Here is a 19,773-nt window from a genome sequence, read left to right as displayed (position 1 = left end):
GCGGCGCCGACGCCGGGGGAACCGGCGCCTCGATACTGCGCCCATCCCGAACACAACGCGCTGGGAGCCTTCCGTAGATTCCGCGCCAAGAGGCAGCAGCGCAGGGAGGAAAGGCGCCAGTCCCCCGCTCGGCCTTCGACGCCGCCACCGTCCAGGGCCGGGGCGCCCGACTCGGGCCTTCCTCACGTTGGGGAGGCAGCGGCGCAGGGTGCACGGGAGGGATCCGCGGACCGCGACGACCTCATAGCAGTCATGTACCAGCTGGCCGTGGACCTGCCCGTCTACATCGAGGAGCTGGCCATCATCACGGACTCGGAGGCCGCCGAGGCCCGCATCGAGACCGTGACCAGGTCGTCGGCCCGGCGGACTCTGGCGGCCGAGCAGCGCACCGCGCTGGCGGAAGAGGCCGCGGAGGTCGCCATCGCCGAGCTGGATGCGGCCAGGCAGAGGTTCGAAAAGGAGACGGAGGAGATCCGCAAGGAAGCCGCGCGGCAGGCGGCCGGCGCCGAGTTCATGCGTGCCGAGCGCGAGCGCTACCGCGAACGGGTCGGGCAGCTCGAGGACCGTCTCGACATGGTGCGCGAGGAGGCGGACGCGGCCCGCAGGGAGCGCAGTGAGCTCGCGCTGGAGATCGAGCGCCACCGCGCCGAACACACGATGTGTCAATGACGGCCCTCGCGGCGAGCGGAAAGCTGCTCGCCGCGCGTCCGGGATGCGGGATCCACGACCGACCGGGCCCGCGCTGCCTGGCGCCGGGCCCCGCAGGGCCGGTTTCGTCAGCGGGACTGGAACGCGTCCAGGGCCACGGTCTGGGCGATGGCCAGGCGAAGGTCGAGATCGGGCGAGGCCACATCGAGCAGATAGCGGTCGCGCAGCCCCAACTTCTTGTCGACGCTCATCACCGGCTTGTCGCCCGAGGTGAAGTCGAAGTGGTACGGCCACACGAACGGCACGAAGTCCAGCGGCAGCAGCTCCCAGACCCGGCGCAGCACGGCCACGAGCCGGCTGCGCTCACGCCCAACGGCCGCGACCGAGTCCGGCTGGTCCAGTTCCCACGTCGAGCGCAGCAGGGAGGCGGCGAACTTCTTGCCGAACGTGCCGACGGGATTGCCCATCGCGTCCCGCACGTCGTAGGCGGCACCGACATCCAGGACCTGACGGGCCTTGGCGGTGAAGAGAACACGGTCCTTGGACTCGTCGGTGTAGAACGTCATCTGCTCCTTGAACGCCATCCGCTTCTGCTCGGCGAAGGCGACGATCCTGCCGTCGGAGCCATCCGGCAGCATCTCGGTCACGACGTACCGGTTGATCATGAGAGTGGTCTTCTGCCGGATGGTGAAGCGCTCGTTCGTCTGCCGTCGCGCACTGTCCACTGATGTTCCGCTCCTCGTGCCGGTGATCTTGCCGCCGGTGCCCTGGTCCGGCGGATCCATCCTCACCGCGCGACCCGATCCGGATCAGTCTCCGTAAGTCGACGGCATCAGCGACCAAAGATGACGTCTACGACGAAGCGCTCCTCTACTTGCCGGGCTGGACCTGCTGCCCCGTCACGGCGTCGACAAAGACGTCGCTGTTGTTCGCGGTTCGTCGTCAGGTACAGACGGACCGCGAGGCGCACGACCGCATGCACATGGACGGCGGCGCGGCGCCCGGAGATGGACGCGCGCCGATATCCACTCGCCCTGGACGGACAGGCGTCCTACCCTCGGCGCATGAACAGGCCCCTCGTCGCCCTCCTCACCGGCGCAGGTATCTCCACCGACTCCGGAATCCCTGATTATCGCGGGCCGAACGGGCTGTGGCGGCGAGACCCGGAAGCCGAGAAGCTGGTCACGTACGACCACTACATGGCCGATCCGGAGATCCGGCGCCGCTCCTGGCGTATGCGTCTCGACGGCCCGGTGCTGCACGCCGAGCCGAACGCGGCGCATCTGGCCATCGCCGAGTTCGAGCGCGGTGGCAATCCGGTCCGGGTCATCACCCAGAACGTCGACGGACTGCACCAGGTGGCCGGGGTCTCGCCGCGCAAGGTGCTCGAACTGCACGGCACCGCGCGGTCGGTGGTGTGCACGGGCTGCCATGCCCGTTCCTCGATGACGGACGCGCTGGCACGGGTGCGGGCGGGCGAGGCCGATCCGCCGTGCACGTCCTGCGGCGGCATCCTCAAGTCGGCGACGGTGATGTTCGGCCAGCGCCTCGATCCGGTGGTGCTGGGCGAGGCGATGGGGATCGCCAAGGCCTGCGAGGTCTTCGTGGCGGTCGGGACGAGTCTGCAGGTCCAGCCCGCCGCCTCACTCGCCGGGATCGCGGCCGAGCACGGCGCCCGGCTGATCGTCGTGAACGCCGAGCCGACCCCGTACGACGAACTCGCGGACGAGGTCGTCCACGAGCCCATCGGCACGGCACTGCCTGCACTGCTGGGGCGCCTGGGCTGAGCTCCCGCTGCCGGGGCCACACCCCGGTGGCCCGCCTCAGAACAGCGCGCCGTCCGGCACCTCGCCTTCGAACGCGAGCAGTCGCTGCTTGCGGTCGAGCCCGCCGCCGTAGCCGACGAGGGTGCCCGCGGAACCGATCACCCGGTGGCAGGGCACGATGATCCCGATGGGGTTCTTGCCGTTGGCGAGGCCGACCGCGCGGGACGCACCGGGGTTGCCGAGTGCGTCGGCGAGCTCGCCGTATGTGCGCGTCTCGCCGTACGGGATCGCCCGCAGCTGCGCCCACACGCTCTGCTGGAACGGGGTCCCGTCCAGACGCATCGGCAGGTCGAACTCCTTCAACTCGCCCGCGAAGTAGGCCTCGAGCTGGCGGAGCGCCTCGCCGAAGGGGCGGGCGTCCGGGGCGCCGAAGGTCTCCTCCGCGGGACGGTGGCGCTGTCCGGTCATATAGAGGCCGCTCAGCACGGAGTCCGTGGCGACGAGCGTGAGCGGGCCGTACGGGCTGTCGACGACGGTGTGGGTACGGATACCGGTTCGGGTCGTGGTGTTCCGTGTCATGATGCGGGGCTCCGGGGTCAGGAGGCGGGCAGTCGGTTGATGGGGTGGTCGCCGGTGGCCCACAGGTACTGGACGGCGTAGGCACGCCAGGGCCGCCAGGACGCGGCGCGCGCCGTGAGCGCCGCCGGGGACGAGGGCAGGCCGAGACCTGCGGCCGCACGGCGGATACCGAGGTCGGTGGGAAGGAAGGCGTCGGGGTCGCCGAGCGCGCGCATCGCGATGACCTCTACGGTCCAGGGGCCGAAACCGGGCAGCGCACAGAGGCGGGCGCGGGCCTCGTTCCAGTCGCTGTCGGGTTCGAGGCCGAGGCTGCCGTCGGCGAGCGCGCCGATCAGCGTGGTGAGGCTGCTGCGCCGGCTGCGCGGGAAGGCGAGGGTGGCGGGGTCGAGGCCGACGAGTGCTTCCGGGCTCGGGAAGAGGTGAGTGAGCCCTCCCTCGGGGTCCTCGACCGGCGTGCCGTGGGCCGTGACGAGCCGTGCGGCATGGGTACGGGCGGCAGCCGTGGAGATCTGCTGGCCGAGCACGGCGCGTACGGTGAATTCGGCCGCGTCGACGGTACGCGGCACCCGTCGGCCCGGAGCCTTGTCGACGAGCGGCGCGAGCTGCGCGTCCCGGCGCAGCTGGTCGTCCACGGCGACGGGATCGGCGTCGAGGTCGAGCATCCGCCGGCAGCGGCTGATGGCGGGCGTGAGGTCGCGGGGGTCGGTCAGGGACAGCCGGCAGGCGATGTGGTCGGGACGTGGCGAGAGCGAGACGATGCCGTGGCCGTGCGGCAGGGTGAGGGTGCGGCGGTACGCGCCGTCCCGCCACTCCTCCACTCCGGGCACCGCGGTCGCGGCGAGATGGCCGAACAGGTTGTCGGGGTTGAGGGGCGCGCGGAACGGCAGCCGCAGGGCGATGACGCCGGTCGCCGGAGCCTTGGTCTGCTGCCGGGCGGCACGGGCGCGCAGCTCGCTCGGGGACAGCGCGAACACGTCACGGACGGTGTCGTTGAAGCTGCGGATCGAGGAGAAGCCGGCGGAGAAGGCGACATCGGACATGGGGAGCGCCGTCGTCTCGATGAGCAGGCGCGCGGTCTGGGCGCGCTGCGCCCGGGCCAGGGCGAGCGGGCCGGCGCCCACCTCGGCGAGGAGCTGGCGCTCGATCTGCCGGGTGGAGTAGCCGAGCCGGGCCGCCAGTCCGGGGACGCCTTCGCGGTCGACGATGCCGTCCTGGATGAGGCGCATGGCGCGGGCGACGGTGTCGGCGCGGGCGTTCCACTCGGGTGAGCCGGGGCTGGTGTCGGGCCGGCAGCGTTTGCACGCCCGGAAGCCGGCGTGCTGGCAGGCGGCGGCGCTCGGGTAGAACACCATGTTCTCCGGCTTGGGCGGAACGCCCGGGCAACTGGGCCGGCAGTAGATCCCGGTGGTCAGTACCGCGGTGAAGAACCAGCCGTCGAAGCGGGCGTCCTTCGACTGGACGGCCCGCACGCAGCTCTCGGTGTCGGCGTGCATGGCGGGGTGCATGGCTCAAGCATCGGCTACGGAGCCGGATCATGACTGGCAGGAAATCGACATCAGCCTTCTGCTGCCAGGACGTCCTCGGACTGCTGTTCCCCGGTGCGGGCGGGGTGCGCCGGACGACGAGCGGCCCCCGGCCGGCTGTGCCGGTCGGGGGCCGGTGGACGACGTCAGACGCCGGACCTCACGCGCAGGCGCGCGAGCGGTTCAGGAAGGCGAGACGTGCGGGCTTCTCCGGAAGGTACACGTCGGGTTCGTCGATCTCGGGCAGGGTGATCTCCGGCCCGAGCTCGAAGCCGGACCGGACGAAACGTGCGATGGCCTTCTCGTTGCGGGCGTCGGGCTCGACCACGATGCGCTCGTGGGAGGCGTCGCCGAAGAGATGGTCGACGAGTGCCGCCATGAGCCGTCCGGTGAAGCCGGGTTCCGGCTGCCCGTCGGCCGGGCCGACCAGGAGGTGCATGCCGATGTCACCGGGCCGCACTTCGTAGCACAGGCTGACCCGGTCCTCCGACGGTTCGTACGTCTGCAGCAGTGCGACCGGCTCGCCGTCGCGGTGGACGAGAAAGGCGTGGTGGGTGCTGAGGGTGTCCATATGGGCGTAGATCTCGCGGACCGTGTCGACGCTCAGGTCCTGCATGCCCCAGAAACGCGCGCGCTCCTCGGTCACCCACCGGTGGACCAGCACCGCGTCGCGTGCGGGGGCCAGCGGGGCGATGTGCACGGTCCCGAAATCCTCGCTCGGGCTCGCAGCGGGGGTGTGGTGGGCTTGCTGGGAAGACATGTTCATCCTTTCAGGGTGGCGCTCCCGCGGCCGGCAGGGGCAACACCCGGCCACGGTTCGACGGTCACCACGGGGCTGCCGGGCCCACGGTTCATGTGATTCGGCCCACGGCGCCGCGCGTCCGGGACGGAATCCGGGCCCTCTCCGGGCCGGCGCAGCGTGCGGGGGATCAGCCGACCTGCGCCGCGAACGCCTCGTAGGCCTCCCCGCCGAAGAGGACGAACCTCACTTCCTCCACGGCCGTGTCGGCCCCTCGCACCGCTTCCACGGCGACCCGCGCGGCGTCGTCCAGGGGCCACCCGTACGCACCGGTGGAAATGGCCGGAAAGGCGATCGTCCGTGCGCCGAGCTCGTCGGCGACACGCAAGGACTCCCGGTAGCAGGACGCCAGCAGGGACGGGTCACCTGCGGCACGTGCGTACACCGGGCCCACGGTGTGGACGACCCAGCGGGCGTGCAGCCTCCCGGCGGTGGTGGCGACGGCCTGCCCGGTGGGCAGTCCCTTGCCGTAGTGCGAGGCCCGGAGCCTTCTGCACTCCTCCAGGATCTCGGGACCGCCGCGACGGTGGATCGCGCCGTCGACCCCGCCACCGCCGAGGAGTGAGGAGTTGGCGGCGTTGACGATGACATCCGTCTCCTGCTCGGTGATGTCGCCCTGGACGAGGTTGATGGCAGGTGCTGCGCTCATACGCCCATCATCGCGCGCGGATCCCGCTGCGCGCGGATCTTTCCGCGGCCGCCGGTGGCCCGTCTCAGGATCGCCGCAGATGCCGCCACACGGCCTTGGCGGCGTTGTGTCCCGACATCCCGTGGACACCCGGCCCCGGCGGGGTCGCCGAGGAGCACAGGAAGACCGCCGGGTGCGGCGTCGAGTACGGGAACAGCGAGAGCTTGGGGCGGAGCAGCAGCTGGAGCCCGCTCGCGGCGCCGCAGGCGATGTCCCCGCCCACGTAGTTGGCGTTGCGCACGGCCAGCTCCGGCGGGCCGGCGGTGGCCCGGGCGAGCACACGGTCACGGAAACCGGGAGCGAAGCGCTCGATCTGGCGCTCGATCGCGTCGGTGAGATCGCCCTCCCAACGGTGCGGGACATGCCCGTACGCCCAGAAGACGTGCTTGCCGGCGGGGGCACGGGATGCGTCGACGAGGCTCGGCTGGGCGGTGATCAGGAAGGGGGTGCGGGGCGCGCGGCCGCCCGATGCCTCGTCGAGTGCCGTGCTGATCTCCCGGCTGCCGGCGCCGATCTGGACGGTGCCGGCCCGCCTGGGCGCCTCGGCGGTCCAGGGCACCGGACCGTCCAGGGCGTAGTCGATCTTGAAGACGCCCGCGCCGTACCGGTAGCCGTCGTAGAAGCGGCCGAGGCCCGCGATCCGGGCGAGCGCGGTCGGGGAGGTGTCGAAGACATAGGCGCGCGCGGGCGGCAGGTCGTCGAGCCGCTTGATCTCGGCACCGGTGTGCACGGAGCCTCCGAGGTCCCGTACGTACGCGGCGAGGGCGTCCGCGATGGACTGCGACCCGCCGCGCGGCAGCGGCCAGCCGCCGGCGTGGGCGGCGAGCGCGAAGACGAGACCGACGGCGCCCGTGCCGATGCCGTGGAGCGGGGCGATCACATGCGCGACAAGCCCGGCGAACAGCGCACGGGCGCGGTCGTCGCGGAACCGGCGCATCAGCCAGGTGGACGGTGGCAGCCCGTCGATCCCGAAGCGCGCGAGGGTGACGGGGTCCCGCGGCAGCGCGGTGAGCGGCAGCGACATGAAGTCCCGCGCGAGGGTGTCCCACTTCCCGAGGTACGGGGCGACGAGACGGCGGTACGCACCGGCGTCCCGGGGCCCGAAGGAGGCGGCGGTCTCGGCGACCGAGCGGGACAGCACCGCGGCCGTGCCGTCGTCGAAGGGGTGGGCCATGGGAAGGGGCGGCTGCAGCCACTCGAGCCCGTAGCGGGCCAGGGGCATGGCCTTGAAGGCCGGCGAACCGGCGCCGAGCGGATGCACGGCAGAGCATGGGTCGTGGCGGAAACCGGGGAGCGTGAGCTCCTCGGTCCTGGCCCCGCCGCCCACGGTGTCCAGGGCCTCGAAAACGGCGACGGAGAAGCCGCGGCGGGCCAACTCGGCGGCAGCGGTCAGTCCGTTGGGCCCCGCACCCACGACGACGGCATCGAGCATCGACGGCACCTTCGGACTCCTTCGTCAGCCGGTGACCAAGAAACCCAGCATATTCGGCGGCACGGACAGCGCTGCCGGGGGTCGCGTCGGAGCCCCTCCCGCAGGCCCGGCGGGGCGACGGTCCCGTCCCCCGGCCGCCGTACCGGCGCGGCCCTATGCGCGGGTCGGCGCCGACAGCAGTCCGTGGAGGTGGCGGGCCGTCGCCTCGTCCCTGGCGGCGGTGAACGGCAGCGCGTTCCCTCCGGTGATCCGGAAGCGCTCGCCCGTAAGGGTGAGGTCCGTGCCGCCCGATTCGGCGACCAGGAGCAGCCCCGCCGCGTGGTCCCAGGCGTTCTCCCACGAGAACGCCACCGCGTCGAGCTCCCCGCGGGCCACCGCGAGGTACTCCAGTCCCGCGGAACCGCACGGGCGGCTGTGGACTCCTTCGGTCCGCAGGGCGAGCAGTGCCCGCTTCTGGTCGTCGGTGGTGAAGTCCGGGTGGGACGTGGCCACTTCGAGGTCCGCGCCGGGCTCGGGCGAGCCGGAACGGATCGGCACGCCGTCCACACGGGCGCCGTGCCCGCGCACCGCGACCGCCATCTCGTCCAGCGCCGGCGCATACGTCCAGGAGGCCAGCACGTCGCCGTGCAGCGCCAGCGCGACCAGCGTGCAGAACCCTGGGTCGCCGTGGACGAACTGCCGGGTGCCGTCGACCGGATCGACGATCCACACGGGGGCGTCGCGCTTCAGTGCGTCGTACACCGCCGGGTCCGCATGGACCGCTTCCTCGCCCACCACGACCGAACCCGGAAGCAGCGCGGTGAGGGAGGCCGTGAGGTGCTCCTCCGCACTGCGGTCGGCCACGGTCACCAGGTCATGGGGGCCGTTCTTCTCGATGATCTCGTGCACGGCGAGCTGCCGGAAGCGCGGCATGATCTCGGCGGCGGCCGCCTTGCGGACCGCCTCCTCGACCAGGGCAAGGGTGCCGGACTCCCAGGGATTCCCAGTCGTCCCGGACAGAAACTCTTCGGTCATGCGTCCAGCAAAGCACGCCGTACTGACATCCCAGCCGACTCACGGCAAAGGGAGGATGGAAGCCCGGGGTGATTCCGGCTACACCGGGATGAACGGGAAGTGTCTGGCCGGCGGCCTGCGCGGAACCGCCCGCCGCTGTGGAAACCTCTGGCGGCGAGCGCCTTGGCCCCGGTCGGATGGGACACAACGACGAGCCCATACGTGTCGGGGTCGGTGTCGGTGCGGTCGCCCAACTGCCCGAACGTGTCGCGGCCCCAGGTCGTGACGGTGTGGTCGGCCAGGACGCCCTTCCGAGCGGCCATGGCCGCCGGACCGTCAGCCCCTGGGAGACGGTGATTCCGTGGGCCCGGCCGGCAGGCTGTAGACATTGCCGGGGGTCACAATGCCGGTGATGGCCTTGGCGAAGAGCGTGCTGTTCTCGTTGCCCTGGTAGTTGTTGTCGGTGTTGCTGAGCACCACCAGGGTGGCTCTGACCGATGGCAGGAAGACCACCACGCTCTGGTAGCCGGGCAGGGAGCCGTTGTGTCCGACCCAGCCGTGGTTCTCGAAGATGCCGAGGCCGTAGCCCGTCCCGGGATAGCCGGTGGGCAGGGTGCGCAGGCGCTGGGCCTGGGTGGCGGGCTTGAGCAGGGTGCCCGTGGCCACGATGCGCGCCCAGGCGCGCAGGTCCTGCAGGTCCGAGATGATCGCTCCGGCCGCCCAGGCCCAGGACGGGTTCCAGTCGGTGGCGTTCGCCTCCTCGCCGTCCAGCGTCTGGTTGGTGTAGCCCTGCGCGTGCGGCTCCGGGAACTCGGATCCGACGGGGAAGAGCGTGTTGTCCAGACCGGCCGGGCCGAACACACTGCGCTGCAGATAGTCGCGCAGGCTCAGGCCGCTCGCCTTCTCCACCACCAGGCCGAGCAGGATCGTATTGGTGTTGGAGTACTGGAACTTCTGTCCCGGCGGGAAGCCCGGGGGGTGCTTGAAGGCGTAGTCGAGCAGCTGTTGTGGGGTGAAGACCCGGTCGGGGTCGGAGAGGAAAGCCTTCTCGAAGTCGGGGTCGTCCGTGTACGAGAACAATCCGCTGCGCATCTCGGCGAGTTGGCGCAGTGGGATGCGGCCGCCGCCGGGCACGCCGTCCACATAGTCCGACACCGGGTCGTCGAGACCGACCTTGCCCTCGTCCACCAGCCGCAGCAGCGCGGTCACGGTGAAGGTCTTGGTCTCGCTGCCGATCCGCATCCTCAGATCGTCCGACATGGCCGTGCCGTCGCTCTTGTCGGCGTCGCCGAAGGCACGGACGTACTCGCCCCGGCCGGGAATCCACAGCCCCACGATCACACCGGGTACCCCCGCCTGGCGCATCACCTGGGTGACGGCCTTGTCGAGCTGCTGCGACACGGCGGGAGTCAGCTCGCGCGCAGAGGCCGTGGGCGAAGGGGTACGGGCCGCGGCGGGCGGTCCTGAGACCGAGGGGCCGGTGCAGGCCGCGGCCGACAGCAGTCCCGCGACGGCGAGTACGGCCGCCGCGACTCTGCCGTACCTCGTGGCCGTGGACAGGGTCCGCTTCTGCGTGCGCGACATCCCGGGCGCCCCTTTCGGCCGTGCGGTGGGTGCGGCGGCACTCGGCCCCGGGGTGAGGTGCGGGGGCGGACGCGTGCCGAGCACAACGTAAGCCGCGGACGCGTGGACACCGGTGAGACCGGGCCCGGCACTGACCCGTTCGGCAGGGGGACGCGGCAGGGCCCGCGGGGGGCGCGTCGGCCATACGGACGACAGGCAGGGAGCCCTGCCATACGGACGGCAGGTCCGGGAGCGCGCTGCCGGGACCCGGCACCGGCTCTGGCTCCAGCTCTGGTTCCGGCCCTGGACGGACGCCGCCGGGCGCCCGCAGCGCTCAGACCGCGCCGCGCACCAGCAGCAGCAGTGCGTCCGCGAGGTCTTCGGCCGGGGACCCGGTGGCGAGACGGCGCAGCTGCAGTCCGGCGACCAGGGCGACCGTGGTCGCGGCGAGACGCTCCGCGTCGGGGACACCGAGCGCGGTGAGAATCTGCGTCGCGAGACGGTCGTAGGCGGCGAAACACTCGGCCGCCGCCTCGCGCAGCCGCTCGTCGCGCCCCGCCTGGATGTACAGCTCGAACGGGGCGATGTGCTCGCTGTCGAAGACGGTGCCGTCCGCGACCTGTCCGGCCAGCGCGGCGGCGGCATCCATGCCGAGGCCTTCGGCCTCGCCCGCATCTGCGAGCTCGGTGAGCCGTCGGGTCTCCTCGTGGACGAAATGCAGCATCGACTCACGCAGCATCTCGTGCTGGCTGGTGAAGTGGTAGGTGACGGAACCGAGCGAGACGCCCGCCTCCTTCGCGATCCGCCGGTTGGTGACCGCGGCGATGCCGTCCTGGCCGATGACGTGGAGAACGGCACCGATGATGCGCTGCTTCGTCGCGCGTATGGGCGGTGGGACGGGTGGGGCGGGCTCGCTGGGCATACGCGTCATTGTTCCACCGGTGCGCCCCCGCTGATCAGGGGGGCGGGGTGCCGCTCGTGCCACCGGAGGTCGTCCTCCAGCTGGGCGGCGAGGGAGATGAGCCGCTCCTCGCTGCCCGCGGCGCCCAGCAGCTGTGCCCCGACGGGCAGGCCTTCGGTGGTGAATCCGGCGGGGACGTTGACCCCGGGCCAGCCGAGGACGTTCCAGGGCCAGGCATAGGGGCAGGCGGCCGCCATCGTCGCGTTGGTGCGCCAGGCGCCGAGCCCGTCGAAGGTGCCGATCTCGGGCGGGGGCGCGGCCGTGGTCGGGGTGAGGACGACGTCGTACGTGTCGAAGATGGCGCCGATGCGCTGGTGCTGACGTGCCTCGCGGGCGCGTGCGGCGCGCACGATCCGGCCGCCGAGCAGCTTCCCGTTGCGCATGGCGGTACGGGTGCGCGGATCGAGCAGGGCGGGCTCGGGGTGCAGCGCCGCGATCTCGGAGACACCGGCGGTGCCGCGCGGCACGAAGCCGAGGCCGATGAGCCCGTAGCGCGGCCTGGCCTCCTCCACCTCGTGCCCCAGCCGGCTCAGGGTCTCGGCGATCCCGGCCACGGCGCGGCGGACGTCGGGGTGGGGCTTGGCGCCGGTGAGGGTGAGCGGAGGGCGCCAGGCCAGGGCGATGCGCAGCCGGCCGGGGTCGCGGCGGGCCGCGGCGGACGCGTCGACGGCGTCGGGCCGGTGGAGATCCTCCGGGTGCGGGCCCTGGACGGCATCGAGCAGCAGGGCCGCGTCGGCGACGGTGCGGGCGAGGGGGCCGTTGACGGTGAGGCCGTGGAAGGCGTCGGTGTGGGGGTGCAGCGACACCCTGCCGCGCTGCGGCTTGATGCCCACGAGATGGGTCCAGGCCGCGGGGATACGGATGGACCCCGCGCCGTCGGATCCGAGTGCCGCGGGGACGAGTCCGGCGGCGACCGCGGCCGCCGAGCCGCCCGACGAACCACCGGGGGTGTGTCCGGTCGACCAGGGGTTGCGGGTGGCGCCGAAGGCGGGGCCCTCGGTGAACGCCCACTGTCCGAGTTCGCAGGAGTTGGTCTTGCCCACGATGACGGCACCGGCCGCGCGCAGCCGGCGCACCGCCTCGCCGTCGGCGGTTACCGGGGCGAGCTCGCCCTGGCAGCCGAACAGTGTGGGCAGTCCCGCCACATCGGTGTCGTCCTTGACGGCCATGGGCACACCGAGCAGGGGCAGCCGCTCCCCCGCCGCGAGCCGGCGGTCCGCGGCATCGGCCTCGTACAGCGCGGCCTCGGACCGTACGTGCCGGAAGGCGTTGAGCGCGGGCTGGGACGCCTCGATGCGCTCCAGTGCCGCCGCGACGAGTTCGCCGGAGGTGACCTCTCCCTCTCTCAGCCTCCTCGCCTGCTCGACGAGTCCCGTGAAATCTGCTGTGGACATGGCCACCCTGTGCTCCTTATCGTTCGTTCGAACGAACAGAACTGGAGGGTAACCAGATGCGCATCACCGGATCAACCGTTCTGCTCACAGGTGTCACCGGCGGTATCGGCGCCGCTCTCGCCACCGAACTCGCCGCACGCGGCACCAAGTTGATCCTGACAGGGCGCCGTCGCGAAGCACTCGAGCCTCTGGTGGAGCGGTACGGGGCACATGGCATCGTCGCCGATCTGGCCGACCCGGACGACGTCGAACGCCTCGCGCGCGAGGCGGCCGGGACCGAGATCCTGATCGCCAACGCCGCCCTGCCGTCGAGCGGTGAGCTCCTCGACTACAGCCCGGAGCAGCTCGACCGCGCCCTCGCCGTCAATCTCCGCGCACCCGCCATGCTCGCCCGGCTGCTCGCCCCCGCGATGGTCGAGGCCGGCCGGGGCCATCTCGCCTTCGTCGGTTCGATGTCCGGCAAGACGGCGACCAAGCACTCCGCCCTGTACAACGCGACCAAGTTCGGGTTGCGTGGTTTCGCGCTCGGGCTGCGCCAGGACCTGTACGAGCACGGGGTGGGGGTCTCCGTCGTCCAGCCCGGATTCGTCAGGGACGCGGGCATGTTCGCCGACACGGGGGCCGAGGCGCCGGCCGGTCTGGGCACGGTCTCGCCGCGTCAGGTCGTCGCCGGGGTGGTGCGCGCCGTCGAGCAGAACCGCGCGGAGGTCAATGTCGCCCCGGCGATGATGAAGGTGCTCACCGCGGTCGGCGGGCAGTTCCCGGGCTTCTCCGAGCGGGTGCAGCGCCGTGCCGGCGGGTCCGCCGACCGCACACTGCGCCGCGTCGTCGAGGCGCAGCGGGACAGCCGCTGAAACACGCCGCCGTACGGTGCAGGACCGGCCGCTGCCGGTCCTGCACCGGGTGCGGGTGCGCTTCTCAGGAGTGGGACACGCCGCCGGAGCGAGCGGCATGCGGCCGTGACGGCAGCATCAGCAGGGTGTACAGCAGCATCGACGCGCCGAGGCCCACCGCCCAGCCGTAGTCGGCGAGCGGTTGTAGCAAGGGGATCAGACCGTCCTCGGGGAAGGGGCCCTTCCCCGGCTGCGAATGGGAGCCGCCCACGGCGAGGACGCCGCCCACGACGAAGGCGAGCACACCCCGCCAGTTCCAGCCGCCGGTGTACCAGTACTCTCCGTCCGGCCGGTAGAGGCCTGCCAGATGGAGACGGGTCCGGCGGATGATCCAGTAGTCGGCGATGAGGATGCCCGCGACCGTGCCGAGGAGTCCGCCGACCAGGCCCAGCCAGGTGAAGATGTAGAGCTCGGGGGTCGCGGTGAGTTTCCACGGCATGATCAGGACGCCGACGACACCGGTGATCAGCGCGCCCCTGCGGAAGTTGATGAAGCGGGGCGCGAGGTTCGACAGGTCGTAGGCGGGCGAGACGACGTTCGCCGCGATGTTCACCGAGATCGTCGCGATCAGGACCGTCACCAGGGCGAAGAGCAGACCGAAGACGTTGTCGGTCTTGGCGGCGAGCTCGACGGGGTCCCAGATCGGCGCCCCGTACACCGCCTGGGAACCGGAGGTCACGAACACCGACAGCAGGGCGAACAGTGTCATCGTCGTCGGCAGTCCCAGGGTCTGCCCCCAGATCTGGGCACGCTGGCCCGCTCCGAACCGGGTGAAGTCGGGGATGTTCAGCGACAGTGTGGACCAGAAGGCGATCATCCCCATGAGGGAGGGGAAGAAGACCGTCCAGAACTCCGGTCCCCAGCCGAGCTCGGAGGGCTGGTCGAGCAGGGGGCCGAAGCCGCCCGCCTTGATGGCGATCCACACCAGCAGCGTCAGCGCGCCGATGATGACGAACGGCGCCGCCCAGTTCTCGAACCGGCGCAGGGTCTCCATCCCCCGGTAGATGATGGCCAGTTCGATCACCCAGAAGACGACGAAGCAGAGCCAGAGCGTCCAGGGCTGGCCGGCGATCTCCGCCACCTCGGTCCAGCCGCCGAAGATCTTCCCGAGCAGGAGGAAGATGCCCTGTCCGCCGATCCAGGTCTGGATGCCGAACCAGGCACAGGCGACGGCGGCCCTGATGAGGGCGGGGAGATTGGCGCCGCGCAGCCCGAAGGAGGCGCGCGCGAGCACCGGGAAGGGGATGCCGTACTTGGGCCCGGCATGCCCCGTGAGCAGCATCGGCGCCAGCACGATCACATTGGCGAGCGCGATGGTGAAGACGGCCTGCTTCCAGTCCATGCCCAGGGCGACAAGGCCGGAAGCGAGCAGCCAGGACGGGATGTTGTGGGCCATCCCGACCCAGAGCGCGGCGAAGTTGTACGTCGTCCAGTGCCGTTTGGACACGGGGACGGGGAGCAGGTCCCCATTGACGAAGCGGCCTTCGTCGGGGACTGCCCCGGGCGCGAGTTCCACCCGGCCCTGGGCGTCGGTCAGCTGGTCTGAGTCGCGGGACTGCGGGGCCGGGGGGACGGTCGCGGTCATGGCCTGGACCCTTCAGCGGGGGCCGGGTGGGACCCGGTCAGCGGTTGAGTGCGGGGATGATCTCCGCCCCGTAGGCGTCGATCGTCACTTCCTTGGCGTCGTGCATGTTGTAGAGCGCGAACTGGTGCACGCCCAGCGCGCGCAGTTCCTCGAGCTTCTCGATGTGCGCGGACGCGGGACCGAGCAGACAGAAGCGGTCCACGATCTCGTCGGGGACGAAGTCCGTCGAAGGGTTCCCGGCGCGGCCGTGGTGGCTGTAGTCGTAGCCGTGCCGCTCCTTGATGTACGCCGTCAGCTCCTCGGGCACCATGCCCGAGTGCTCGCCGTAACGGGCGACGAGATCGGCGACGTGGTTGCCGACCATCCCGCCGAACCAGCGGCACTGGTCGCGGGCGTGGTCCAGGTCGTCGCCGACATAGGCGGGGGCGGCGACGCAGATGGTGACCGAGTCGGGGTCACGCCCGGCCTTCTCGGCGGCGTCGCGTACCGCCTTCACCATCCACTCGGTCAGGAACGGATCGGCGAGCTGGAGGATGAACCCGTCGGCCTTCTGACCGGTGAGCTCCAGGGCCTTCGGGCCGTACGCCGCCATCCACACCGGGAGCTTTCCGCCCTGTACCCAGGGCAGTTGCAGGGGCTGACCGTCGACCACGGCCTCACGGCCCTCGGCGAGGTCGCGGATGGCGTCGATCGCTTCGCCCAGGCGTGCCAGTGTGTTGGGTTTGCGGCCGGCGACCCGCATGGCCGAGTCACCGCGACCGATGCCGCAGACCGTGCGGTTGCCGTACATCTCGTTGAGAGTGGCGAAGGTGGAGGCGGTGACCTCCCAGGTCCTGGTGCCCGGGTTGGTCACCATGGGGCCGACCTGCAGTGTGTCGGTGTGTTCCAGGATGCGGCTGTAGATGACGAACGGCTCCTGCCAAAGCACGGCAGAGTCGAAAGTCCAGCCGTAGCGGAAGCCGTTGCGTTCCGCGCGCCGCATCAGACCGACGACCTCCGATGCCGGCGGGTCGGTCTGAAGTACGAGTCCGAAGTCCACGAGGGGGACCTCCAGGTTCATGTGCTGGTTAGTACAGGTACTGACAGGTGGACCGCGGGACGTACACACCGTGGCCTGCCCGGCCGGTGAACTCCCGCTGGTTGATCACAGTTTCGCCGCGCGACAGCACTGTCACAACCCTTCCGGTGATCTTCTTCCCCTCGTAGGCCGAGTAGTCGACGTTCATGTGGTGGGTCTGGGCCGACATGGTCTGAGTGGCGGCCGGATCGTAGATGACGATGTCGGCGTCGGCACCGGGCGCGATGGTGCCCTTCTTCGGGTAGAGGCCGAACATCCGGGCCGGGGTCGCGCAGGCGATCTCGATCCAGCGCCGCCGGCTGATGTGCCCGTCGACCACTGCCTGATGGAGCAGGTCCATCCGGTTCTCGACGCCCGGGAGGCCGTTGGGAATCTTGGAGAAGTCGCCCCGTCCGAGCTCCTTCTGGCCGGAGAAGCAGAAGGGGCAGTGGTCGGTGGAGACGACCTGGAGGTCGTTGGTACGCAGGCCCCGCCAGAGCGCCGCCTGGTGCTCCTTGGGCCGAAGCGGTGTGCTGCAGACGTACTTGGCGCCCTCGAAGTCGGGCTCGGCCAGGTTGTCGGTGGACAGGAACAGATACTGCGGACAGGTCTCGCCGAAGACATTGAGGCCCTTGCCCCGGGCTTCGGCGATCTCGTCGACGGCCTCCTGGGCGGACACGTGAACCACGTAGAGCGGCGCGCCGGCGACCCGGGCGAGCTGGATGGCCCGGTGCGTGGCCTCGGCCTCCAGCAGCACTTTGCGGACCTCTCCGTGGTAGCGGGGGTCGGTCTCGCCGCGCGCGAGCGCCTGCTCAACGAGGACGTCGATCGCGATGCCGTTCTCGGCGTGCATCATGATCAGCCCGCCGTTGGTGGTACCGCGCTGCATCGCCCGCAGGATCTGGCCGTCGTCGCTGTAGAAGACGCCCGGATAGGCCATGAAGAGCTTGAAGGAGGTGACTCCTTCCTCGACGAGCAGGTCCATCTCCTTCAGTGACGACTCGTTGACGTCGGCGAGAATCATATGGAACGCGTAGTCGATGGCACAGTTGCCGTCGGCTTTCGCGTACCAGGCGTCGAGTCCTTCACGCAGCCCCTGTCCGACGGACTGCACGGCGAAGTCCACGATGGTGGTGGTGCCGCCCCAGGCGGCCGCGCGGGTGCCGGTTTCGAAGGTGTCGGAGGCGAAGGTGCCGCCGAAGGGCAGCTCCATGTGCGTGTGTGCGTCCACCCCGCCGGGGATGACGTACTTCCCGGTGGCGTCGATGGTGCGGTCGGCGGTCCAGCTGTCGGCCGCGCCGGAGCCGTGGGCGGCCAGGGCCGCGACGCGGCCGTCCTCGACGAGTACGTCGGCGTGGGTCTCTTCTGCGGCGGTGATGACGAGTCCGCCACGGATCAGGGTGCGGTTGCTCATGGGTTACCCGGTCTCTGCTCGCAAGGATGGACTAAGGGGCTTCTGACGGATCTCCGCGGCGTCGCGACGCTCGGCCCTCACTCTCACCGCACCGGCCGAAAGCCCAAGTACGTCCAGTACGAGGGCTTCCATCCGGAATGCCGAGAGCACGCACCGGACGCCGCTCCTTCCTCCACGGAGATCCATCAGACACCCCCTAGAGGCTGCGCAGGGCCCGTTCGAGGATTGCGGCACCCTCCTCGGCTTCCGCGACGGTGAGGGTCAGTGGTGGTGCGATCCGCAGCACACTGGTGTTGTGGGCACCGCCCTTGCCGATGAGCAGACCGTTCTCACGGGCAGCCTCGAGCACGGCCGCGGCCGCCTCGGGATGTGCCTCGTCCGTACCGGGCTTGACGAGTTCCACACCGGCCATCAGTCCCCGGCCGCGTACTTCGCGCACCGCCGGCACCGCGGCGCCAACAGCCCGCAGCCGCTCGAGCAGCATCCCGCCGACGCGCCGGGCGTTGCCCTGCAGATCGTGCTCCAGGAGGTACGAGAGGTTCGCGAGGCCCGCCGCCATGGTGACGGGCGAACCGCCGAAGGTGGAGATGGAGTTGGCGTCGATGCAGTTCATCACCTCGGCACGGGCGACGACACCGCCGACGGACATGCCGTTGCCGATGCCCTTGGCGAACGTGAGCATGTCCGGCGGCCCGTTCTCGCCGTGGGCCTGCCAGCCCCAGAAGTTGTCGCCGGTCCTGCCCCAGCCGGTCTGCACCTCATCGGCGATCCAGAGGATGCCGTGCCGGTCGAGGACTTCGCGGAACGCGGCGTACAGCCCGTCGGGCGGGGAGGTGAAGCCGCCGACGCCCTGGATCGGTTCGGCGATCAGCGCGGCGACGTCGCGGGTCTGGCCGAGCAGGTCCTCCAGGTCGGCGACGCAGGCCTCGATGAACTGCCCGTCGGAGAGCTGGGCGTACGGTCCCCGGGTGCGGACGCCGCCGTGGACGTAGAGCGTCTGCAGCGGGGAGAGGCCGGTGGGTGACCAGGACCGGTTACCGGTGATGGAGACGGCCGAGAAGGAGCGCCCGTGGTAGCTGTTGCGCATCGCGAGGACGGTGCCCGATCTGCGGTACGCGGTGGCCAGCAGCAGCGCCGTGTCATTGGCCTCCGTGCCGGAAGTGGTGAAGAAGACACGGGCGTCGGGGATGCCGGAGAGGGCCGCGATGCGCTCGGCGAGCTCGACCATCGGGCGGTTGAGGTAGAGCGTGGAGGAGTGGATGATCCGCCCGGCCTGCTCGCTCACCGCCTTGGTGACCTCGGGGAGGGCATGGGCGGTCATGGTCGTGAGGATGCCGCCGAAGAAGTCCAGATAGCGGTTGCCGTCCGTGTCCCAGACGTGTCGTCCCTCGCCGTGGGTGATCTCGAGGGGGCTCTGGTAGTAGAGGGCGACCCAGTCGGGGATCACGGCGCGGTGACGCTCGTACAGGTCCTTCATGGCTGCACCAGCCCGTCGTAGGCGTCGGGCCTGCGGTCCCGGTAGAACGCCCATTGCTGCCTGACCTCTTCGATGAGGTCGAAGTCGAGGTCCCTGACCACCAGTTCCTCGGTCTTGTCACTGGCGACGTCGCCGACGAACTGGCCGCGAGGGTTGACGAAGTAGCTCGTGCCGTAGAAGTCGTTGTCGCCGTACTCCTCTTGGCCGACGCGGTTGATGGCGGCGATGAAGTACTCGTTGGCGACGGCTGCGGCGGGCTGTTCCAGCTGCCAGAGGTAGGACGAGAGGCCCCTGTGGGTCGCCGACGGGTTGTAGACCAACTGGGCTCCGTTGAGTCCGAGTTGGCGCCAGCCTTCGGGGAAGTGGCGGTCGTAGCAGATGTAGACGCCGACCTTGCCCACGGCGGTGTCGAAGACGGGCCAGCCGAGGTTGCCGGGCTTGAAGTAGTACTTCTCCCAGAAGCCCTTGACCTGGGGGATGTGGTGCTTGCGGTACTTGCCGAGATAGGTCCCGTCGGCGTCGATCACCGCCGCGGTGTTGTAGTAGAACCCCGTGCCCTCCACCTCGAAGACGGGAACGACGATCACCATGCCGGTCTCGCGGGCGAGGTCGCGCATCCGCAGGACCGTGGGGCCGTCCGGGACGGGCTCGGCCCAGCGGTAGTGCTCGGGTTCCTGGACCTGGCAGAAGTACGGCGCGTTGAAGACCTCCTGGAATCCGATGACCTTCGCGCCTTGCCGGGCCGCCTCCCGGGCGTGCTCCTCGTGCTTGGCGATCATCGACTCGGTGTCACCCGTCCAGGTCGCCTGGACGAGTGCGGCGCGTACGACATTGGTCATGAGCTGCTCCTTCGACAAGACGTCAGAGAGCCTCTACGCACGTAGATGCGATACTTAGGAGGAGAACGTAAGCCCCGTCACACACTGGGGCAAGACCATCGTCGTCAACCCGCAGTGTTGATCACGTTTCGCACCTTAGCGGTCGACAAATAGCGTATACCG

18 protein-coding genes are annotated in these 19,773 nt (G+C 70.5%); 3 read left to right on the top strand and 15 right to left on the bottom strand.

Translation table 11 applies throughout. The features are described from left to right. Positions 1 to 252: 252 nt before the first annotated feature. Positions 253 to 669 carry a hypothetical protein gene (locus tag ACTWOL_RS30805; protein ID WP_474300127.1) on the top strand — a complete coding sequence of 139 codons (417 nt, stop codon included), beginning with the start codon at positions 253 to 255 and terminating at the stop codon, positions 667 to 669. A 107-nt stretch (positions 670 to 776) separates the two neighbouring features. Here ACTWOL_RS30805 and ACTWOL_RS30800 read toward each other — a convergent pair whose 3' ends face one another. After that, positions 777 to 1,313, bottom strand: a complete 537-nt coding sequence (locus tag ACTWOL_RS30800) for an LURP-one-related family protein (protein ID WP_474301291.1) — start codon at positions 1,311 to 1,313, stop codon at positions 777 to 779. Positions 1,314 to 1,712: 399 nt separating this feature from the next. Here ACTWOL_RS30800 and ACTWOL_RS30795 point away from each other — a divergent pair, with 399 nt between their 5' ends. After that, on the top strand, positions 1,713 to 2,435 hold the full coding sequence (locus tag ACTWOL_RS30795) for an SIR2 family NAD-dependent protein deacylase (RefSeq protein WP_474300126.1): 723 nt from the start codon (positions 1,713 to 1,715) through the stop codon (positions 2,433 to 2,435). A 36-nt stretch (positions 2,436 to 2,471) separates the two neighbouring features. Here the strand turns inward: ACTWOL_RS30795 and ACTWOL_RS30790 are convergent, their stop codons facing one another. From ACTWOL_RS30790 to ACTWOL_RS30750, 9 genes are all read right to left on the bottom strand, one after another. Next, on the bottom strand, positions 2,472 to 2,993 hold the full coding sequence (locus ACTWOL_RS30790) for a methylated-DNA--[protein]-cysteine S-methyltransferase (RefSeq protein ID WP_474300125.1): 522 nt from the start codon (positions 2,991 to 2,993) through the stop codon (positions 2,472 to 2,474). Between the two features lie 17 nt (positions 2,994 to 3,010). Beyond that, a complete protein-coding gene (locus tag ACTWOL_RS30785; RefSeq protein ID WP_474301290.1) occupies positions 3,011 to 4,486 on the bottom strand; it encodes an AlkA N-terminal domain-containing protein in 1,476 nt (491 codons plus the stop codon). 190 nt (positions 4,487 to 4,676) lie between these two features. Then, positions 4,677 to 5,276 (bottom strand): GNAT family N-acetyltransferase, encoded by a 600-nt coding sequence (locus ACTWOL_RS30780; RefSeq protein ID WP_474300124.1) that lies wholly within the window; start codon positions 5,274 to 5,276, stop codon positions 4,677 to 4,679. A gap of 169 nt (positions 5,277 to 5,445) precedes the next feature. Beyond that, positions 5,446 to 5,964: an O-acetyl-ADP-ribose deacetylase gene (locus ACTWOL_RS30775; RefSeq protein WP_474300123.1), complete on the bottom strand. Its 519-nt coding sequence runs from the start codon at positions 5,962 to 5,964 to the stop codon at positions 5,446 to 5,448. Positions 5,965 to 6,028: 64 nt separating this feature from the next. After that, the gene (locus ACTWOL_RS30770; protein ID WP_474301289.1) at positions 6,029 to 7,435 is read right to left on the bottom strand and encodes a phytoene desaturase family protein; all 1,407 of its coding nucleotides are present in this window, start codon (positions 7,433 to 7,435) and stop codon (positions 6,029 to 6,031) included. Positions 7,436 to 7,588: 153 nt separating this feature from the next. Further along, the gene (locus tag ACTWOL_RS30765; protein ID WP_474300122.1) at positions 7,589 to 8,449 is read right to left on the bottom strand and encodes an inositol monophosphatase family protein; all 861 of its coding nucleotides are present in this window, start codon (positions 8,447 to 8,449) and stop codon (positions 7,589 to 7,591) included. Positions 8,450 to 8,764: 315 nt separating this feature from the next. Continuing rightward, positions 8,765 to 10,012: a serine hydrolase domain-containing protein gene (locus tag ACTWOL_RS30760; RefSeq protein ID WP_474300121.1), complete on the bottom strand. Its 1,248-nt coding sequence runs from the start codon at positions 10,010 to 10,012 to the stop codon at positions 8,765 to 8,767. A 313-nt stretch (positions 10,013 to 10,325) separates the two neighbouring features. Beyond that, positions 10,326 to 10,913: a TetR/AcrR family transcriptional regulator gene (locus tag ACTWOL_RS30755; protein ID WP_474300120.1), complete on the bottom strand. Its 588-nt coding sequence runs from the start codon at positions 10,911 to 10,913 to the stop codon at positions 10,326 to 10,328. Positions 10,914 to 10,918: 5 nt separating this feature from the next. Beyond that, the gene (locus tag ACTWOL_RS30750; RefSeq protein ID WP_474300119.1) at positions 10,919 to 12,352 is read right to left on the bottom strand and encodes an amidase; all 1,434 of its coding nucleotides are present in this window, start codon (positions 12,350 to 12,352) and stop codon (positions 10,919 to 10,921) included. 50 nt (positions 12,353 to 12,402) lie between these two features. Here ACTWOL_RS30750 and ACTWOL_RS30745 point away from each other — a divergent pair, with 50 nt between their 5' ends. Further along, positions 12,403 to 13,200, top strand: a complete 798-nt coding sequence (locus tag ACTWOL_RS30745; RefSeq protein ID WP_474300118.1) for an SDR family NAD(P)-dependent oxidoreductase — start codon at positions 12,403 to 12,405, stop codon at positions 13,198 to 13,200. 64 nt (positions 13,201 to 13,264) lie between these two features. Here ACTWOL_RS30745 and ACTWOL_RS30740 read toward each other — a convergent pair whose 3' ends face one another. The 5 genes from ACTWOL_RS30740 to ACTWOL_RS30720 all read right to left on the bottom strand — a co-directional run bounded on the left by ACTWOL_RS30740 (position 13,265) and on the right by ACTWOL_RS30720 (position 19,611). Further along, entirely contained in the window at positions 13,265 to 14,824 is a 1,560-nt protein-coding gene (locus ACTWOL_RS30740; RefSeq protein ID WP_474300117.1) for an NCS1 family nucleobase:cation symporter-1, read from the bottom strand. Between the two features lie 37 nt (positions 14,825 to 14,861). Then, on the bottom strand, positions 14,862 to 15,884 hold the full coding sequence (locus tag ACTWOL_RS30735; RefSeq protein ID WP_474300116.1) for a TIGR03842 family LLM class F420-dependent oxidoreductase: 1,023 nt from the start codon (positions 15,882 to 15,884) through the stop codon (positions 14,862 to 14,864). 7 nt (positions 15,885 to 15,891) lie between these two features. Continuing rightward, complete coding sequence (gene hydA / locus ACTWOL_RS30730; RefSeq protein ID WP_474300115.1) at positions 15,892 to 17,295, bottom strand: dihydropyrimidinase; 1,404 nt, start codon at positions 17,293 to 17,295, stop codon at positions 15,892 to 15,894. 196 nt (positions 17,296 to 17,491) lie between these two features. After that, positions 17,492 to 18,772 carry an aspartate aminotransferase family protein gene (locus tag ACTWOL_RS30725; protein ID WP_474300114.1) on the bottom strand — a complete coding sequence of 427 codons (1,281 nt, stop codon included), beginning with the start codon at positions 18,770 to 18,772 and terminating at the stop codon, positions 17,492 to 17,494. After that, positions 18,769 to 19,611 carry a nitrilase-related carbon-nitrogen hydrolase gene (locus ACTWOL_RS30720; protein ID WP_474300113.1) on the bottom strand — a complete coding sequence of 281 codons (843 nt, stop codon included), beginning with the start codon at positions 19,609 to 19,611 and terminating at the stop codon, positions 18,769 to 18,771. Before ACTWOL_RS30720 ends, ACTWOL_RS30725 begins: the two co-directional genes overlap by 4 nt. Between the last annotated feature and the right edge of the window lie 162 nt (positions 19,612 to 19,773).

Source organism: Micromonospora sp. IBHARD003, assembly GCF_056106285.1.
Note: the sequence above shows the minus strand (reverse complement) of the source record. Positions and strands in the feature narration are given on the sequence as shown.

Coding starts and splice junctions, on each gene's coding strand:
- ACTWOL_RS30805 (WP_474300127.1), top strand. CDS start 253: ATGTACCAGCTGGCCGTGGACCTGCCCGTCTACATCGAGGAGCTGGCC.
- ACTWOL_RS30800 (WP_474301291.1), bottom strand. CDS start 1,313: ATGATCAACCGGTACGTCGTGACCGAGATGCTGCCGGATGGCTCCGAC.
- ACTWOL_RS30795 (WP_474300126.1), top strand. CDS start 1,713: ATGAACAGGCCCCTCGTCGCCCTCCTCACCGGCGCAGGTATCTCCACC.
- ACTWOL_RS30790 (WP_474300125.1), bottom strand. CDS start 2,993: ATGACACGGAACACCACGACCCGAACCGGTATCCGTACCCACACCGTC.
- ACTWOL_RS30785 (WP_474301290.1), bottom strand. CDS start 4,486: ATGCACGCCGACACCGAGAGCTGCGTGCGGGCCGTCCAGTCGAAGGAC.
- ACTWOL_RS30780 (WP_474300124.1), bottom strand. CDS start 5,276: ATGTCTTCCCAGCAAGCCCACCACACCCCCGCTGCGAGCCCGAGCGAG.
- ACTWOL_RS30775 (WP_474300123.1), bottom strand. CDS start 5,964: ATGAGCGCAGCACCTGCCATCAACCTCGTCCAGGGCGACATCACCGAG.
- ACTWOL_RS30770 (WP_474301289.1), bottom strand. CDS start 7,435: ATGCTCGATGCCGTCGTCGTGGGTGCGGGGCCCAACGGACTGACCGCT.
- ACTWOL_RS30765 (WP_474300122.1), bottom strand. CDS start 8,449: ATGACCGAAGAGTTTCTGTCCGGGACGACTGGGAATCCCTGGGAGTCC.
- ACTWOL_RS30760 (WP_474300121.1), bottom strand. CDS start 10,012: ATGTCGCGCACGCAGAAGCGGACCCTGTCCACGGCCACGAGGTACGGC.
- ACTWOL_RS30755 (WP_474300120.1), bottom strand. CDS start 10,913: ATGCCCAGCGAGCCCGCCCCACCCGTCCCACCGCCCATACGCGCGACG.
- ACTWOL_RS30745 (WP_474300118.1), top strand. CDS start 12,403: ATGCGCATCACCGGATCAACCGTTCTGCTCACAGGTGTCACCGGCGGT.
- ACTWOL_RS30740 (WP_474300117.1), bottom strand. CDS start 14,824: ATGACCGCGACCGTCCCCCCGGCCCCGCAGTCCCGCGACTCAGACCAG.
- ACTWOL_RS30735 (WP_474300116.1), bottom strand. CDS start 15,884: ATGAACCTGGAGGTCCCCCTCGTGGACTTCGGACTCGTACTTCAGACC.
- hydA (WP_474300115.1), bottom strand. CDS start 17,295: ATGAGCAACCGCACCCTGATCCGTGGCGGACTCGTCATCACCGCCGCA.
- ACTWOL_RS30725 (WP_474300114.1), bottom strand. CDS start 18,772: ATGAAGGACCTGTACGAGCGTCACCGCGCCGTGATCCCCGACTGGGTC.
- ACTWOL_RS30720 (WP_474300113.1), bottom strand. CDS start 19,611: ATGACCAATGTCGTACGCGCCGCACTCGTCCAGGCGACCTGGACGGGT.